The organism is Streptococcus sp. HMSC066F01 (assembly GCF_001837335.1).
In the GTDB taxonomy this organism is placed as follows: domain Bacteria; phylum Bacillota; class Bacilli; order Lactobacillales; family Streptococcaceae; genus Streptococcus; species Streptococcus oralis_S.
The window spans coordinates 592-15743 of record NZ_KV832119.1 but is presented as its reverse complement, the minus strand read 5'-3'; the positions used below and the strand labels follow the sequence as shown (position 1 = coordinate 15743).

Sequence of the window (15152 nt, the reverse complement as noted above, 5' to 3'; positions counted from 1 at the left end):
AGATACGACCAGATGCCAAGACAACACCCGTTACGATACCTGGAAGGGCTTCTGGAATGACGACATGGACCACCGTCTCCCAACGAGAAATTCCAAGGGCCAAACCAGCCTCACGTTGCGTATGGTGAACGTGTTTTAAACTGTCCTCAACATTTCGAGTCATCTGAGGGAGGTTAAAGACTGTCAAGGCCAAGGCACCTGAAATGATTGAAAATCCATACTCAAACTGGACTACAAAGATCAAGTAACCAAAGAGACCCACAACGACTGATGGTAGAGAAGACAAAATCTCAATACAGGTACGAATAAAATTGGTCACAGGTCCTTTTTTGGCATACTCAGCGAGGAAAACACCAGCTCCCATAGATAGGGGAACAGAAATGATCAAGGTAATGACCAGAAGGAAGAAGGAATTGTAGAGCTGAATCCCAATACCCCCACCTGCTTGATAAGAGGAAGACTTCCCAGTCAAGAAAGACCAAGAGATATGAGGTAACCCTCGAACCAGGATGTAGAGAATCAAGGACGCCCAGATGGTCACGATGATACCCGCGATGGTATAGAGGACAGCTGTTGCAAGTTTATCTAATTTCTTAGCGTGCATAGTTTTTCTTTCCTCTTTCTTTCGTAATCAATTTAATCACACTGTTAAAGGCCAAACTCATTAAGAGCAATACCAAGGCCAGTGACCAGAGAACGTTATTATCAACCGTTCCCATGACGGTATTTCCGATCCCCATAGTCAATACAGATGTCAAGGTCGCAGCTGGTGTTGTTAGCGAGGTTGGGACAACGGCTGAGTTTCCGACAACCATCTGAATGGCAAGGGCTTCACCAAAGGCACGCGCCATCCCAAAGACCACTGCAGTGAAAATCCCTGAACGTGCTGCTTTCAAGGTCACACGCCAGATGGTTTGCCAACGAGTGGCTCCCATAGCTAAACTAGCTTCACGGTAATGACGAGGAACAGCACGCAAGCTGTCTGTTGTCATAAAGGTTACAGTTGGTAGGATCATGACAAAAAGAACGAAAATCCCTGACAAAATCCCAAAACCAGTTCCACCAAAGACGCTACGAACAAAAGGCACCACAACTTGCAAACCGATAAATCCATAGACGACTGAAGGAATACCGACGAGGAGTTCAATGGCTGGTTGCAAAATCTTTGCACCCTTTGGTGAGACTTCTGTCATAAAGACTGCAGCTCCGATAGCGAAGGGTGTTGCGATGAGGGCAGATAAAATCGTCACAATAAAGGAACCCAAAATCATCGGAAGGGCACCAAATTGTTTCCCAGAAGGATTCCAAGTTTGTCCAAAGAGGAAATCAAAGATGTTGACCCCATTGACAAAGAAGGTCGATAAGCCTTTTTGGGCTACAAAAATCAAAATCATGGCCACAATGATAACAATCAAAGAAAGGCAGGTGAAGGTCAAACCTTTACCAAACTTCTCAAGGCGAGAGTTCTTTGAAGGAGAGAGTAATTTTTTAGATAATTCTTCTTGATTCATTATTGACCTCCTTCTACTGCTGTAACGGTACCTGAAGCATCCTTTTGGACTTTCATTTCATTGATAGAGATATAGCCCATGCCCTTAACAATTCCATTTTGAGCTTCACCTGAGAGGACGAAATTCAGGAATTCTGCAGCTAACTCATTTGGCTGACCAAGTGTGTACATATGTTCATAAGACCACAAAGGCCAGTTGTTGGTCGTTACATTTTCAGATGTAGGTTCATACCCATTCAGTTTCATGCTTTTCACGGAGTCATCTACATAGGCAAAAGCCAAGTAAGAAATGGCTCCAGGCGTTTGGGATACAATAGACTTGACCATCCCGTTAGAATCCTGTTCTTGGCTCTGCATTGCCGATTGGCCATTCATAACGACCGTATCAAACGTCGCTCGTGAACCAGAACTTGCTGCTCGGTTGATGATTGAAATGGCCAGGTCTTTGCCCCCAACTTCTTTCCAGTTGGTCACTTCACCTGTAAAGATCTTGCGAAGTTGCTCGGTTGTGAGATTTTCAACATCCACTTCCTTGTTTACAATCACTGCAAGACCAGCCACTGCAACCTTGTGGTCTACTAGTGCTGAAGCATCGATTCCTTCTTTTTCCTCTGCAAAGACGTCAGAGTTCCCGATGTCAACTGCTCCAGACTGGACTTGGGATAGTCCTGTACCCGATCCACCACCTTGAACATTGACTGTTTTTCCGATGTTTCTAGAACCAAATTCATCTGCTGCCGCTTCGACAAGAGGCTGAAGAGCAGTTGAACCAACGGCTGTCATGGATTCTCCACGATCAATCCAGCTAGCACATCCTGCAAGAGAACCTGCCATCAAAAGAGCTGCAAGAGACATGACGAGCTTTTTTCTTTTTTTCACTGTTATTCTCCTTGAACATAATGATAAATGTTCTGATTTCTTCCGTTTGTCCTGATCATCCAATTATCATCAATGATTGCCCCTCTTCATTTTATCTAGTCATTCTTAGGAGCGGACAATTCCATCGTATAATATAAGTAATAATGAAAGACTATCAGAAAAAACTCATACTTCCACTATAACATAGAATAGGCTCTTTGACTAGCTTTTTCACCTGAATCTGAGTCCTTTTGGATAATAATTTTTCAAAACATTTCCCGTTACCTTGGCAAAGCCTAATCCGTTTCCTTGAACCACAACTTGGTACCATCCATTTGGTCGAGCTTCAGACAATTGAACGGTCTCACCAGCCACATATTTTACAAAGTCCTCATCCTTGATTTCGACACTTTGTTTTACTTGACTTGGTTTCAAGGCTAATCCCAGAGCAAAGCTTGGTTCGAAACGTTTCTTCTTAAACGTCCCCAGATGGAGCCCATTTCGGGCAATTTTGAGTTTCCCTAGATCAGGTAGCATCTCTGGTAAGAGATAGAGTTGGTCTCCAAAAGTTTGCAAGATACCAGTTAGATTGACCTGCAAGTGTTTTTGGGCAAATTCTTGCCACAAAGCCAATTGTTCACGACTGAGATTGCTCTTGCTGGCTTTGAATTTGGCTGCTGGATTTTCTCCCTTGAACTGCAAATGGGCAACAAACTGACCTTCTCCCTTAAAATGATGAGGGTACATCCGAGCCGTTTCAGGAAGATTAATACCTGCTACCATACCATTCACATGCTCGACTGGAAGTAATTCAAAATCATAAGCATCTAGTAGCCAGCGAACGATCTCTTCGTTTTCCTCTGGCGCCCATGTACAGGTCGAATAAACCAGACGGCCACCTTCTGCAAGCATGGTGACTGCATCTTCTAAAATCTCTCTTTGGAGACTGGCGCATTGGCTCGGATAATCGAGGCTCCAATAATCCATGGCATCTGGCTGCTTACGAAACATCCCTTCACCCGAGCAAGGTGCATCAAGGACAATCACATCAAAGTAACCTTTAAAAACCTTGGCCAAGCGGTCAGCAGATTCATTAGTCACAACAACATTTGTCGCTCCAAATCGCTCCATATTTTCCACTAAAATTTTAGCACGCTTGCTTGAGATTTCGTTGGAAACAAGGACTCCTTGATTAGCCAGATAAGCTGCTAGTTGAGTGGATTTTCCACCTGGAGCCGCCGCCAAGTCCAAGACCTTCATACCGGGAAGGGGTTGAGCTACCTGGGCCACCATTTGGGCTGCAGGCTCTTGCGAATAAACAAGACCGGTCGCGTGCTCTGGTGACTTTCCAGAAACCTTACCATAATACCCCCAAGGTGTATGGGGAATAGCATCTGCAAACGATAACTGACTTTCTTTTAAGGGATTGACTCGAAAAGCCGAAACTGCTTCTTGTTTAAAAGAGGCAAGAAAGTCTCTTGCCTCATCTTCTAGTATCTCTTCATATTTTTCAACAAATCCTTCTGGAAATTGCATTTAGTTCTCTTTCCTTTCGTAGATATAAGACTGAATCTCTTCTTGCATCTCGATTGGCACCATCATGACAGGCTGACGCGTTTTAAAATCAGCGGGCTCACCTGATACCGTAAGAAGACGATAACCCAGACTTTCCCCTAAGATACTGGCCGCAGCGTAATCCCATGGTTGCAGGTAGGTAATATAAGTCAGAAGACGACCAGATAAAACCTTGGCAAAACTAATGGCCGCACTGCCATAGACACGGACTCCCAACGCTGCTCGACCCAAATCCGCCAAGCCCCACTCATTGCTTTCAAACATACCTGAGTTACCGGCAACTAAGAATTCTTGAAGAGGTTTCTTTTTAAAAGGCGGTAAGGGCTCATTATTGCGGCAAGGAGGAAAGGCACCACCACCATGGTAACAATCACCTTTCATGACATCATAAATAATACCAAATTTGCCCACACCATTCTCAAAATAAGCCAACATCACGGCAAAATCTTCCTGCTGGGCGACAAAGTTATTGGTACCGTCAATGGGATCAATCACCCAAACAGAACCTTGACCGATTGCAGCACGTAAACAGCCCTCTTCCGCGCAAATCAGATCCTCAGGATAGGTGGACTTGATCCGATCAACCAAGAGTTCCTGGACCTCCTTGTCCAAACGCGTCACCAAGTCTGTAGGGGAAGACTTGCGCTCAACCTGCAAATCTTCTTTCATGTGAGCCAAAATATAGTTAGCAGCGTCCTGCACAATCTGTTTGGCAAATTCAAATTTAGTTTCCAAGAGAAATCTTCCCTTCTCTTTTTTCTTTTGCTAATTGAACTGCATGATAGCAGGAATAACCGCTAGCTGTCTCAAATTCGCGACCTAAGCGTTTTTCTTCGCTTTTGCTCGGAACCACCGACTTAAATTTCTTGTAAGAATCTAGCAGTTTTTTTGCTTCTACCTTATCTTCATAAGCAGCTTCAACATCATTAAAAAAAGAAAGCACTGAAGCAAGTTCTTCAGTGCTCCACGACAAATCTAGTGGGTAACTATACTGTTTGTTCATCTATCCTATACCAGCTCTCAATGTTGCTTCTTTCAATTCTTGTTTACGGTAACTACGAGGGAGAAAAGCACGAATCTCATCTTCATTAAAACCGATCTGCATGCGTTTTGTATCTATAATAATTGGGCGACGCAAAAGACTAGGATATTGCTCAATCAACTGAAGCAACTCCGATACTGAGATACTCTCTACATCAATATCCAATTTTTGAAAAATTTTTGAACGAGTTGAAATGATGTCATCAGTACCATTTTCGGTCAAGGAAAGAATATGTTGTAATTCTTTTCTTGTTAAAGGACTAGTCATAATATTATGCTCTTGAAAGGGCACTTTATGCGTCTCTAACCAAGCCTTTGCCTTACGACATGATGTACAACTCGGTGATAAAAATAGTGTAATCATGCTTTTCTCTTCTTTTATCTATACTTGCTATTTCTATTATACAAAAAAATAAAGCGCTTGACTAGGTATTTTTAGAAAAAAAGCCTATTTTTTCATAGAAAATAGACTGTTTTCTGCAAAAATCTCCTGCTTTGCAAGTTTATCTTTAGGATAACCTAATAATAAATAGGGAGTAGAGCAACTTCTCTCGTTTTTTATTAAAAATACAGAACTTTTTCCACTATTTCCTTGAAGCTTTAACAAAAAGGAAACCAAACATTCCTTCATACAAAGCAAAGAAAAGTAAAAAGGCATGGAGGAAGAAAGTCTCTGGCAAAATCCAAATAACGGGATCCTTTGCTGGATCAAAAAGCCAGGTATCGTCTCCCACAAAGAGAATCTGATGGAAAAGAGTAAAGAATTGCTCAAAACCAATCAACACTCCTACAAGGCCAATGATTAGAGGCAATAGTACTAGAGCTAGGATACTTTTACGATATAGGGGCAAAAAGCCTTTTTTTACAATCTTTCTAACAAAGAAATAGAAACTTGGAAGTGTCACTAGGGCAACTAGCTGAACCAAGTGGAAGAGATTCTTCACCACCGCAAAGTGATGTAGACCTGCCGCTGATGAACGAAAATCTGGCATCTCTAAGACCTGACTAAAGGGATTAGTCAGGTAATTCATCAAGATATGAAAATTGTACTGAATGGTTTCTGGCTTTAGATAGACTCGATCCTCTAAGTTCAGCCACTGAATCTCCATGGGATAGAAAACCCATGCCAGATAAATCGTCAGTAGGATAGACAGGGAGAGGAGAAAGAGCATACTTCCCCAAAAGGTTAGTTTAGTTTTCATCAAAATTCCACTCCGCAAGGCTAGACACCACATGAGTTGGTGCGATTGGTAGGTCAGCCACTTCTTCTGCCTTGGTAAAACCTGTCGTCACCAAGAGAGTTGGAATGCCATTGTCAATTCCTGCTCGGATATCTGTCAGGTAGTTATCCCCGACCATGAGCAATTCTTCTCTTTTCAAGCCCAAGTGCTCAACTGCCTTGTCCATGATAATCGCATTTGGTTTCCCGATATAAACTGGTTTGACCCGTGTTGCTACCTCAAGAAGTGTAATTAGTGAACCAGCACCAGGCAAGAGACCACGTTCCGTCGGGATATTGAGGTCTGGATTGGTTCCGATAAAGTGAGCACCCTTTTGGATAGCTAGGGTTGCTGTGGCAAATTTTTCATAGTCAACTTGCCAGTCCAGTCCAACGACCACATAGGCAGGATTTTCCTTGTCTTCCGCATAACCTGCAGCCTGGATAGCATCCTTGAGTCCTGCTTCTCCGATGACATAGACTGTCTTTTCCAATTCCAAGTCATTCATATAGTCGATGGTTGCCAAGGTTGCCGTGTAGACAGTTGATAAAGGCGTGTTGATATTAAAATTCTTAGCCAACATCTCTTGAACACTCTCAGGAGTTCGGGTTGTATTGTTGGTCACAAAGAGGTAGGGAATTTCTCTTTTTTGTAACTCATGGACAAAAGCCTCTCCTGTCGGAATTCGGTCTTTCCCCTTGTAAATGGTTCCATCTAAATCAATTAAATAACCTTTATAAGTCATATCGTCCTTTCTAATTGCCTTCAATTTCTTGCCAAGTAATCATAGCTTGGGCATTAATCTCGCCATCACTGATAATCTCATGCTTGCTTTCTAGTCCCTTGAGTTCATAAGCTGAAGCAATCATGCCACCCGGTCGCACTTCTTTGACATATTTGAGATTGATTTTCTTTGGAATATACTTGGTCAAAAAATCTGCTCCCATAACCTCAAAAATCCAATCCAGGTATTTACTGTTATTAACATGACCATTCATATCCAAGTCGTAAAAACGAACATGGTAGTCTTTACTGATCGGATCTTCTAGATTTGCATATTTTGGCCCGCGGATGAGTTTTTTATCAAATTCAGACTGGTAAGGCGCAACAATCTCCGGTTCGACAGCATGAACTTTCCGACTGTCCCTGTCCATGAGAACAAAGGTTGCTACCATGCGAATGATTTCTTTACCTGCTTCATCATAGATAGTGAAACGGCGGTAGCAAAAAAGACGATTGTAAGTCAATGCTTCTGTTTCAATCGTAATCTCCTCAGCAAAGCGAGGCAAGCGAACCACGTCAATCGCATAGTCTGTAATAATCCAGACTAGATTGTAGCGCTCCAACACGTCCTTGTCGCTAACTCCCAGTTCAATCGACTGCACACCTGATACCTGCAAGGAGAGCAAAATCACATCTGGAAGTTTGATATGACCGTTCATGTCCGCCATATCAAAAGGAATTTTCATTTTCATTTGATAAGTTAAGCCCATTGTTCTACTCCAAAATAAATCGTTCTGCTACAGTGTCTCCCAAGAAGAGACCTCTCTTTGTCATTCGGACACGATCACCGTCTATCTGCATAAGTCCTTGTTGAACCAAGTCTCTGATGATCTCGCCATAAAGTCTATCAAAGGACCGTCCAAATTTCTCCTCAAATCGCGCCATGGAAACCCCGGATTTTTTCCGGAGACCTAGGAACATTTCTTCTTCCATCTGCTCCCTTTGACTCAGGTGTTCTTCTGTAATCCGAGCATTTCCTGCCTCTACCGCATTGAGATAGTGGCGGATAGGACCGTGGTTTTTATAACGCACCCCGTTCACATAACCCGAAGCACCCGCACCGATACCATAATACTCGGCATTGTCCCAGTACATGAGATTGTGGCGACTTTCAAAGCCAGGCTTAGAGAAATTGGAAATCTCATAATGCTCAAAACCAGCTCGCTCCAGTTCTGCGATGATGTACTCAAACATCTCCGCTTCCAGTTCCTCCTTGGGTAGGGGCAACTTCCCTCGTCGCATGCGGTTCATAAAGACCGTATGATTTTCCAAAATCAAGCTATAAAGACTCATATGAGGAATATCAAGCGAGATAGCCTTAGCCATATTTTCCTTGACCTGATCCATAGTTTGACCAGGTAGAGCGTAAATCAAATCGATGGAAATATTGTCAAAACCGACCAGTTTGAGGCGGTCGATATTTTCATAAATATCCTTCTCCAAGTGACTACGCCCGATCTTTTTCAGCATTTTATCATCAAAAGTCTGCACACCCAAGGAAACACGATTGACTGGCGACTGTTTCAAAACCGCAATCTTATCCGCGTCCAAGTCTCCTGGGTTTGCTTCAATCGTCAACTCTTCCAAGACAGACAAGTCTAGATTTTTAGTCAAGCCATCCAGGAGCACTTCTAATTGCGGAGCTGACAAAGCCGTTGGCGTCCCACCTCCAATGTAGAGAGTTCGCAACTTTTGGATATCATAAGAATGAAACTCTTCTAGCAGATGCTCCAGGTAACTATCTACTGGTTGATTCTTGATAAATACTTTTGAAAAGTCGCAATAATAACAAATCTGTGTGCAAAATGGAATATGCACGTAGGCGGACGTTGGTTTTTTCTGCATAGTATTTATTATACCACAAAGACAGGCTTGCAGATAAAAATCACCATCTCCCAAAACCAGAGATGGTGATACCTTATACTTCAGTAATATCGATGATGATTTCTTCTTGGTCTTCAGCAACGTCTGGAGTTGTTGACTGTTCTTGCCACTGCTCCTTGAGATTGTTAAAGGTTTCCTTTGACGCTTCTGTCGCTTGTCGAGCACAGTTTTTAGCTTGGTCAAGGACACTATCAAAAGTGATTTCACCAGATTCTACTTGTTCCTTTGTTTTCAGCACAAAGTCAGTTGCCTGTTCCTTCACTTCTGTTAGTTTTTCACAAACCTGCTCTCTAGCATATTCTGGATCTTCTCTCAAATCATCTAGAAAATCCTGAGCTTGACTACAAACTTGCTTACCCTTGTCACTGGTTAAGAACAAAGCAAGAGCAGCACCTGAAACTGTTCCTAAAAGGATAGAGGATAGTTTTCCCATAAGATTTCTCCTTTTTTATTTTTTGAAAAATTTACTTGCGACACGAAGAGCGGACAAGCCTGCACCTGTTTTGATGGTCTTTGAACCAGCAGATGAAGCTTTTTTGCCTAAAACACGCGCATGTTGGTTGAGATCAGATACTGACTCTGACAAGTCTGCCACCGCCGTAAAGAGTGGATCAATCGTCGCAACTTTGATATTGATATCGTCTGCTAACACATTGACCTTAACCAACAATTCATTGGTCTGATGCAAGGTAACGTTCACATCTGAGCTTAGCGTTTTGATGGTTTTCTCTGTTTCATCAATCATACGACCTGCTTTTTGAATCGTGATTGTCAAATAGACTAAACAGACAATCAAAGCAATCGCAACAAGTATATATGCAACTTCTAACATTTATTTTTCCTCCTCTGTATGATAGAAAGGTGCTTTCTTTCGATTTTGATAAAGTATGATAAAAATACCGAGTCCGATAAGGATAACTGATAACCATTGGGAAACTCGCAGACCAAAGAACATGAGGCTGTCTGTCCGCATTCCTTCGATAATCATACGACCAAAACCATACCAAATCAAGTAGAAAGCAGTGATATGACCACGTCTGATTCCCTTCAATTTTCGTCTAAAAATCAGAATCAAAGCAAATCCAATCAGATTCCAAACCGACTCATATAAGAAGGTCGGCTGACGGTAGCTACCATCAATGTACATCTGGTCACGAATGAAGCCCGGCAAATAATCCAAACTATCTACTGCTGCACCGTAGGCTTCTTGGTTAAAGAAGTTCCCCCAGCGCCCTAAACTCTGGGCAACCATGACGCTCGGTGCTGCAATATCTAAGAAATCCCAAGTATTAATCAGCTTTCTATCTGCAAAGATATAAAGGACAATAGCCCCTGCTATCAAACCTCCATAAATGGCCAAACCACCATTCCAAATGGCGATGATTTCACCTGGATTTTGCAGATAATAATCTAAGCGAAAGAGCACGTAGTATAGTCTAGCACCTAAAATAGCTACCGGAAAAGCAATCAGGATAAAATCCAAAATATCATCTGATAGAATTTTCTTTTTAGGAGCTTCTTTCATAGCAAGATAGACTGCCAGAACCAGACCAGCTACAATACACAAAGCATACCAACGAATAGCAAAGGGGCCAATTTCAAATGCGACTGGATTAATCATGTTTCACCTCATTTTGAGCGATTAGATTTGTCAAGCGTTCTTCAAATAAACGTGTCGCATCAAAGCCCATTTCTTTAGCGCGGTAGTTCATGGCAGCCGCCTCAATAACAACGGAGATATTGCGTCCTGTTTTTACTGGGATGCGGATACGCGGAATCGTTACACCAGAAACTTCGAGTTCTTCGGCATTGTTTCCAAGACGATCAAAGGTCTTATGTGTATCATAATTTTCCAAATAAACTGCTAGCTGAACTTGTGAAGAATCTTTTACAGCACTCGCACCATAAAGACTCATGATATCGATAATCCCAACTCCACGAATCTCAAGCAAATGCTTCAAGATTTCAGCAGGTTCGCCCCAAAGAGTCATCTCATCCTTAGAATAAATATCTACACGATCGTCTGCTACTAGACGGTGTCCACGCTTCACAAGCTCAAGACCTGTCTCACTCTTACCGATACCGCTATCTCCTTGGATCAAGACACCCATGCCATAGATATCCATCAAGACACCATGCACGCTAGTACGTTTAGCCAAACGGGAATCAAGGTAGCTAGAAAGTTCTCCAGATAAACGACTGGTTGCTGTTCGACTGGTTAAAATCGCAATCTTGCATTCTCTAGCAGCCCTCAACATTTCCTCTGGCACTACCAGACCACGAGCCACGATAACAGCAGGTGTTTCAGGTAGAAACATTTTCTTCAAAACTTGATAACGGTTCTGGGCAGGCATGGCAACTAAATAGGACCACTCCTTCATCCCTAACAGCTGAATCCGTTCTGGTGTATAGTAATCAAAATAGCCCGTCATTTCAAGACCAGGTCTCATAATGTCCGCAGTATTGATTTCTTTTTCAAGTAATTCGCCTTCACCATAGACAATATCTAGTCTGAGTTTTTCAATGACATCTCTTACTAAAACCGACATAATTTCCTCCTTCAATCGAGTTCTCCCTACTATTATATCAGATTGTAGTTGGAAGTTTCCTTTTTTTGCAGGATTTACAGTATTTATTTGATGTTTCTTGGGGAAAGATTTGGCTAGGAAGTCTTTTCGTACTCCTTCAAATTAACCGAGACAAATCTACTGCAAATCGGTCAACATCTATCACCAAATCCCTTCCAGATTTTGCTAAGTAAATCCTTGGAAGACCTTTTGTTAATATTCTATTTGCATCAGCCATATCTTGAGGATAGGTATAGAACTGTTGACCTTTTGGGAACTGATTTTGGACTTGCCATTCTTCAAACTCCTTCAAAAAAGTCTTATGAGATGGCATACTGACTTCTTCGAACAAGGAATGGTCAAAAAATCGTACCAAACGATATAGACCATGAATCTCATCCGCAAAGCACTTATCAATCTTTTCATAGGGGTAACCTCGCCTCTGATAAGCTTGACATAAGTTTTGTAAGGACTCACTTAATGCAACTGCATCTTTTCTTGCCAAACTTATAAAATACCGAACAGAAAATTCTTCCATACCAGTTCGTTTTTTCTTCTCTAAAAACTGTTGTGCACGCAAGAGAGACTCGGATAATCTTTCTTCATCTTGATAATAAAGAGCGTATAAAAGATTCATCACATTTTCTGGATAATAGGTTCCTTTCAACAAGGGTAAATCTTTGGGGATGAATGATGGAATGACTGAAAAATCGTTACAAGCAAAAGAGGTAATCAAGCCTTTCAAAATTCCATCTGTATAAATGGTTCCACTTGCCAACAAACCGCCTCTCAGCAGCTCGGTTCTTCCTGTTTGCCATAGCGCATTGTTTAACTGTGTATAATCCCCACCTAAAAACGCAGCATAATAAGCAAAATATTTAATATCATCTAGCAATAAGCTACTGTACAATTTAACCCTTAAAACCTTGTCAGACAATACTTTTGAATCGGTTAAATACTTTTCAAAAATTCTTTGGTTTGACTCTTCAAATTCCTTCCAATCTATCGGATCAGCACAATAACCCCAATCTTCCAAGTGATTTTCACGCATCTTTTGATATTCTTTTATATACTCTTTCATAAGAATTTGTTCCTCTAAATACTATGCAAAAAAAGACTAGACAAGTCTAGCCTTTCATTTCAAATTAGAATTTTTTACGTTTACGAGCTGCTTCTGATTTACGTTTACGTTTTACAGAAGGTTTTTCATAGAATTCACGTTTGCGTGTTTCTTGAAGAGTACCAGCTTTAGTAACCGCACGTTTGAAACGACGAAGTGCATCGTCAAGAGATTCATTCTTACGTACTACTGTTTTAGACATTTTTTTCACTCCCTTCAAGTTCAAGATCTATTCCATTTTACACGCAAAATGAATATTTGTCAAGGGAAAACTGACATAAACTTATATTATCTTCCCTTTTCTTTTTAAAAGGGACAACGTATTAGAATAGATGTCATAATAGCGAAAAAAATTATTTTAATCCTGTTCAGAAACAACTTTTATTTCTTTATCATTTACAATAACAGCTTGTGAATTGTTCATTCGCATTAAGTCGAGCTGATTTTTATAGGTTTCAAAGGTCTTCTTGCTACTATCAGTAAAAGGCTCCTCACCATAATGTGGAAGGATGTAAAACTCCACTTCATTCAATCCCGTTGTATCCGATAACTCTTTCGCTACCGTCTTGTCATCCATGAGCTTATTGTAGTCAACATCCTTGGCGGTAATGATAGCCCCTGCTGATTCTCCCACATAGATCAGCCCATCTCTTATTTGTTCTTTGATAAGAGATAGGAGTTGCTTTTTCTTTAATTCTTGTAATAAATAAAAGGTATTCCCACCAGAGATATAAAGAATCTTGCTTTGGAAAATCTTTGCCTGTGCAGTTTCTCGATCACAAGAAGCAATATCTAGAACCTCTATCTCAAATCCTAAATCTTTGAATGTTTGCTGAGCCTCATCGATATAGGCAGTATAATCCTCTTTGTTCCCAGCGGTAGGAATAAATAAAACCTTGTTTTCTAGATTCTTTTCCTTTGCATAATCGCTAAAAAGCTTTTTGACTCCAGCAAAGTATGAACATAAAAATAATTGTTTCATGACTGTCCCTCCATTAATGTTTAACAATTTTATAAAGAAGCCACGATTCCTTTCTTTGACTAGTTACGAGCTCAAACCCTATTAACAATAAGAATCGTCTAAATACTTCTTCGCTTTGCACCTCTGGTAAAAAGTAAGATAACTTGTTATACTCACAAGCTAGTAAGAGTATCCCGTCTGATTTGAGTATCCTTCAAAGTTCCATAAAAGAAGCCTCTAGGTCCTGCCAATGAAAATGAGTTTGAAAGGCTGTGATTAAATCAAAACTTCGAGCCCCCTCTGAATAACTTTATTATACCACTTTAGCAGGATAGTGAACAATTGAGGCAAAATAATTAGACGATTTTCAAATCAATTACCAAAAAGAGAGAACCAATTGGTTCTCTCTTTCTGTTAGACTGACATCTTCTTAGATAGCAATGAATGTAATCATTTCAATCAAGTATCTAAAACAACTTACTAGATGACTTTCACCACTAATTATTCTTCCTCAGATTTTTTTCTTTGAGCTAGAGAAATTAATCCCATACCTGATAAAGCAGCCAATAGACCAGCTGTCAAGTGAGATGTCTCCTCAGAACCCGTATTTGGAAGAGTTTTAGTAGTTCTTTCTTCTGTAATACCTTGTTGTTCTGGATTTTCAATCACAGGAAGTTCTACTACTGTTGGAATATAGAATCCTGAAATGATATTTCCATTGCGATCTTTACGGATCACTTTCACACCTTTGGCTTGTCCTACAAAGTCTGCCTCAGGGGTAAAGGTGACGGTGCCATCTGGTGAGATTACATAAGTTCCTTCACCTGGAACGACTTTTTCAGTTGTTCCATCTTCAAAGGTTGGTGGAACTGTCAGCTCGACATCACCTGTAAAGTTTGGTTTACCAGTCTGAGTTTGACCTTTAAGACCTTCTGATGTCGCATCACTCACTTGTGTTTGTCCAAGGACAGTTGGTGTGTAATGAGCAGTAACTACATTTCCATACATATCCAAACGTTTCACAACCAATCCTTTAGCTGTCCCAACAAAGTCTGGTTCTGGAGTAAAGGTAATCTTACCATCTTTATCAATTGTATAACTTCCTTCACCCGGAACAACCATAGTCGTGCTACCATCCTCAAAGGTTGGTGGTACAGTCGAATCGATATGTCCTTCAAACACTGGTGTTGCCACTTGAGGTTGGCCTTTTGCTCCTGTAGAAGCCGTATCATGACCAGTAGATGGATCTACAACTGTCGGGCGATAGCTTGCAGTAACTGGAGTACCATTCTTATCCTTGCGGACAATCGTTACGCCTGTTCCCTTTCCTACAAAATTAGCTTCTGGAGTGAAGGTGACGATGCCATCTGGTGAGATTGCATAAGTCCCTTCACCTGGAATCACTTTTTCAGTTGATCCATCTTCAAATGTTGCTGCCACAGTTTCATCGATTGGAACTAATGGGTCGCCACCTTGGAAGGTTGGGGTGCCTGTTTGAACAAGACCCTTAATGTTAACTGAAGAAGTATCTTTACCAGTTGGTATTACTTTCGTAAACTCTGGGCTGTAAGTCGCAGTGACTGGGGTGCCGTTCTTATCCACGCGTTTGACTGTGACTGGATCTGGGTTTCCA

The 15152-nt window shown here is 41.2% G+C and carries 19 protein-coding genes and 1 pseudogene; all 20 read right to left on the bottom strand.

Annotated features, from left to right (window positions below):
- Positions 1 to 604 (bottom strand): phosphate ABC transporter permease PstA (gene pstA / locus HMPREF2655_RS07280; RefSeq protein WP_070838369.1); only part of this gene is annotated, 604 nt, incomplete at its 3' end.
- Positions 594 to 1511, bottom strand: coding sequence for a phosphate ABC transporter permease subunit PstC (gene pstC, locus HMPREF2655_RS07275; RefSeq protein ID WP_042902107.1), 918 nt, complete (start codon positions 1509 to 1511; stop codon positions 594 to 596). The genes pstA and pstC, both read right to left, overlap by 11 nt.
- A complete protein-coding gene (locus HMPREF2655_RS07270; RefSeq protein WP_070838368.1) occupies positions 1511 to 2389 on the bottom strand; it encodes a phosphate ABC transporter substrate-binding protein PstS in 879 nt (292 codons plus the stop codon). Before HMPREF2655_RS07270 ends, pstC begins: the two co-directional genes overlap by 1 nt.
- A 210-nt stretch (positions 2390 to 2599) precedes the next feature.
- The gene (locus HMPREF2655_RS07265; RefSeq protein ID WP_070838366.1) at positions 2600 to 3904 is read right to left on the bottom strand and encodes an RsmF rRNA methyltransferase first C-terminal domain-containing protein; all 1305 of its coding nucleotides are present in this window, start codon (positions 3902 to 3904) and stop codon (positions 2600 to 2602) included.
- Positions 3905 to 4678 (bottom strand): inositol monophosphatase family protein, encoded by a 774-nt coding sequence (locus tag HMPREF2655_RS07260; RefSeq protein ID WP_000448234.1) that lies wholly within the window; start codon positions 4676 to 4678, stop codon positions 3905 to 3907.
- The gene (locus HMPREF2655_RS07255; protein ID WP_001041962.1) at positions 4668 to 4946 is read right to left on the bottom strand and encodes a UPF0223 family protein; all 279 of its coding nucleotides are present in this window, start codon (positions 4944 to 4946) and stop codon (positions 4668 to 4670) included. The genes HMPREF2655_RS07260 and HMPREF2655_RS07255 overlap by 11 nt, the downstream gene beginning before the upstream one ends.
- Positions 4947 to 5348, bottom strand: a complete 402-nt coding sequence (locus HMPREF2655_RS07250; protein WP_000631261.1) for a Spx/MgsR family RNA polymerase-binding regulatory protein — start codon at positions 5346 to 5348, stop codon at positions 4947 to 4949. It abuts the gene before it with no gap.
- Positions 5349 to 5568: 220 nt separating this feature from the next.
- The gene (locus HMPREF2655_RS07245) at positions 5569 to 6186 is read right to left on the bottom strand and encodes a TIGR01906 family membrane protein (RefSeq protein WP_049500826.1); all 618 of its coding nucleotides are present in this window, start codon (positions 6184 to 6186) and stop codon (positions 5569 to 5571) included.
- Positions 6176 to 6949, bottom strand: a complete 774-nt coding sequence (locus HMPREF2655_RS07240) for a TIGR01457 family HAD-type hydrolase (protein ID WP_070534572.1) — start codon at positions 6947 to 6949, stop codon at positions 6176 to 6178. Before HMPREF2655_RS07240 ends, HMPREF2655_RS07245 begins: the two co-directional genes overlap by 11 nt.
- A 10-nt stretch (positions 6950 to 6959) precedes the next feature.
- Positions 6960 to 7697 (bottom strand): acyl-[acyl-carrier-protein] thioesterase, encoded by a 738-nt coding sequence (locus tag HMPREF2655_RS07235; protein WP_070800189.1) that lies wholly within the window; start codon positions 7695 to 7697, stop codon positions 6960 to 6962.
- 4 nt (positions 7698 to 7701) lie between these two features.
- Positions 7702 to 8832, bottom strand: coding sequence for a radical SAM family heme chaperone HemW (gene hemW / locus HMPREF2655_RS07230; RefSeq protein ID WP_070838364.1), 1131 nt, complete (start codon positions 8830 to 8832; stop codon positions 7702 to 7704).
- 73 nt (positions 8833 to 8905) lie between these two features.
- A complete protein-coding gene (locus HMPREF2655_RS07225; RefSeq protein WP_000517391.1) occupies positions 8906 to 9304 on the bottom strand; it encodes a YtxH domain-containing protein in 399 nt (132 codons plus the stop codon).
- A 15-nt stretch (positions 9305 to 9319) separates the two neighbouring features.
- Positions 9320 to 9703 (bottom strand): DUF948 domain-containing protein, encoded by a 384-nt coding sequence (locus HMPREF2655_RS07220; protein WP_000895033.1) that lies wholly within the window; start codon positions 9701 to 9703, stop codon positions 9320 to 9322.
- Complete coding sequence (gene lgt / locus HMPREF2655_RS07215) at positions 9704 to 10492, bottom strand: prolipoprotein diacylglyceryl transferase (protein ID WP_000609709.1); 789 nt, start codon at positions 10490 to 10492, stop codon at positions 9704 to 9706. It abuts the gene before it with no gap.
- Positions 10485 to 11420, bottom strand: coding sequence for an HPr(Ser) kinase/phosphatase (gene hprK, locus HMPREF2655_RS07210; protein WP_000115190.1), 936 nt, complete (start codon positions 11418 to 11420; stop codon positions 10485 to 10487). The genes lgt and hprK overlap by 8 nt, the downstream gene beginning before the upstream one ends.
- Positions 11421 to 11556: 136 nt before the next feature.
- Complete coding sequence (locus HMPREF2655_RS07205) at positions 11557 to 12519, bottom strand: hypothetical protein (RefSeq protein ID WP_000666153.1); 963 nt, start codon at positions 12517 to 12519, stop codon at positions 11557 to 11559.
- Between the two features lie 64 nt (positions 12520 to 12583).
- Positions 12584 to 12760: a 30S ribosomal protein S21 gene (rpsU, locus tag HMPREF2655_RS07200; protein WP_000048054.1), complete on the bottom strand. Its 177-nt coding sequence runs from the start codon at positions 12758 to 12760 to the stop codon at positions 12584 to 12586.
- A gap of 156 nt (positions 12761 to 12916) precedes the next feature.
- Positions 12917 to 13540, bottom strand: a complete 624-nt coding sequence (locus HMPREF2655_RS07195; RefSeq protein WP_000811174.1) for a Type 1 glutamine amidotransferase-like domain-containing protein — start codon at positions 13538 to 13540, stop codon at positions 12917 to 12919.
- A gap of 13 nt (positions 13541 to 13553) precedes the next feature.
- Positions 13554 to 13808: pseudogene (locus HMPREF2655_RS10465) on the bottom strand (methyltransferase domain-containing protein); the annotation flags it as partial.
- 212 nt (positions 13809 to 14020) lie between these two features.
- Positions 14021 to 15152, bottom strand: a 1132-nt coding sequence (locus tag HMPREF2655_RS07190) for an LPXTG cell wall anchor domain-containing protein (protein WP_257367889.1), incomplete at its 5' end; no start/stop codon positions are given.

Coding starts and splice junctions, on each gene's coding strand:
- pstC (WP_042902107.1), bottom strand. CDS start 1,511: ATGAATCAAGAAGAATTATCTAAAAAATTACTCTCTCCTTCAAAGAAC.
- HMPREF2655_RS07265 (WP_070838366.1), bottom strand. CDS start 3,904: ATGCAATTTCCAGAAGGATTTGTTGAAAAATATGAAGAGATACTAGAA.
- HMPREF2655_RS07255 (WP_001041962.1), bottom strand. CDS start 4,946: ATGAACAAACAGTATAGTTACCCACTAGATTTGTCGTGGAGCACTGAA.
- HMPREF2655_RS07250 (WP_000631261.1), bottom strand. CDS start 5,348: ATGATTACACTATTTTTATCACCGAGTTGTACATCATGTCGTAAGGCA.
- HMPREF2655_RS07245 (WP_049500826.1), bottom strand. CDS start 6,186: ATGAAAACTAAACTAACCTTTTGGGGAAGTATGCTCTTTCTCCTCTCC.
- HMPREF2655_RS07240 (WP_070534572.1), bottom strand. CDS start 6,949: ATGACTTATAAAGGTTATTTAATTGATTTAGATGGAACCATTTACAAG.
- HMPREF2655_RS07235 (WP_070800189.1), bottom strand. CDS start 7,697: ATGGGCTTAACTTATCAAATGAAAATGAAAATTCCTTTTGATATGGCG.
- hemW (WP_070838364.1), bottom strand. CDS start 8,832: ATGCAGAAAAAACCAACGTCCGCCTACGTGCATATTCCATTTTGCACA.
- HMPREF2655_RS07225 (WP_000517391.1), bottom strand. CDS start 9,304: ATGGGAAAACTATCCTCTATCCTTTTAGGAACAGTTTCAGGTGCTGCT.
- HMPREF2655_RS07220 (WP_000895033.1), bottom strand. CDS start 9,703: ATGTTAGAAGTTGCATATATACTTGTTGCGATTGCTTTGATTGTCTGT.
- lgt (WP_000609709.1), bottom strand. CDS start 10,492: ATGATTAATCCAGTCGCATTTGAAATTGGCCCCTTTGCTATTCGTTGG.
- hprK (WP_000115190.1), bottom strand. CDS start 11,420: ATGTCGGTTTTAGTAAGAGATGTCATTGAAAAACTCAGACTAGATATT.
- HMPREF2655_RS07205 (WP_000666153.1), bottom strand. CDS start 12,519: ATGAAAGAGTATATAAAAGAATATCAAAAGATGCGTGAAAATCACTTG.
- rpsU (WP_000048054.1), bottom strand. CDS start 12,760: ATGTCTAAAACAGTAGTACGTAAGAATGAATCTCTTGACGATGCACTT.
- HMPREF2655_RS07195 (WP_000811174.1), bottom strand. CDS start 13,540: ATGAAACAATTATTTTTATGTTCATACTTTGCTGGAGTCAAAAAGCTT.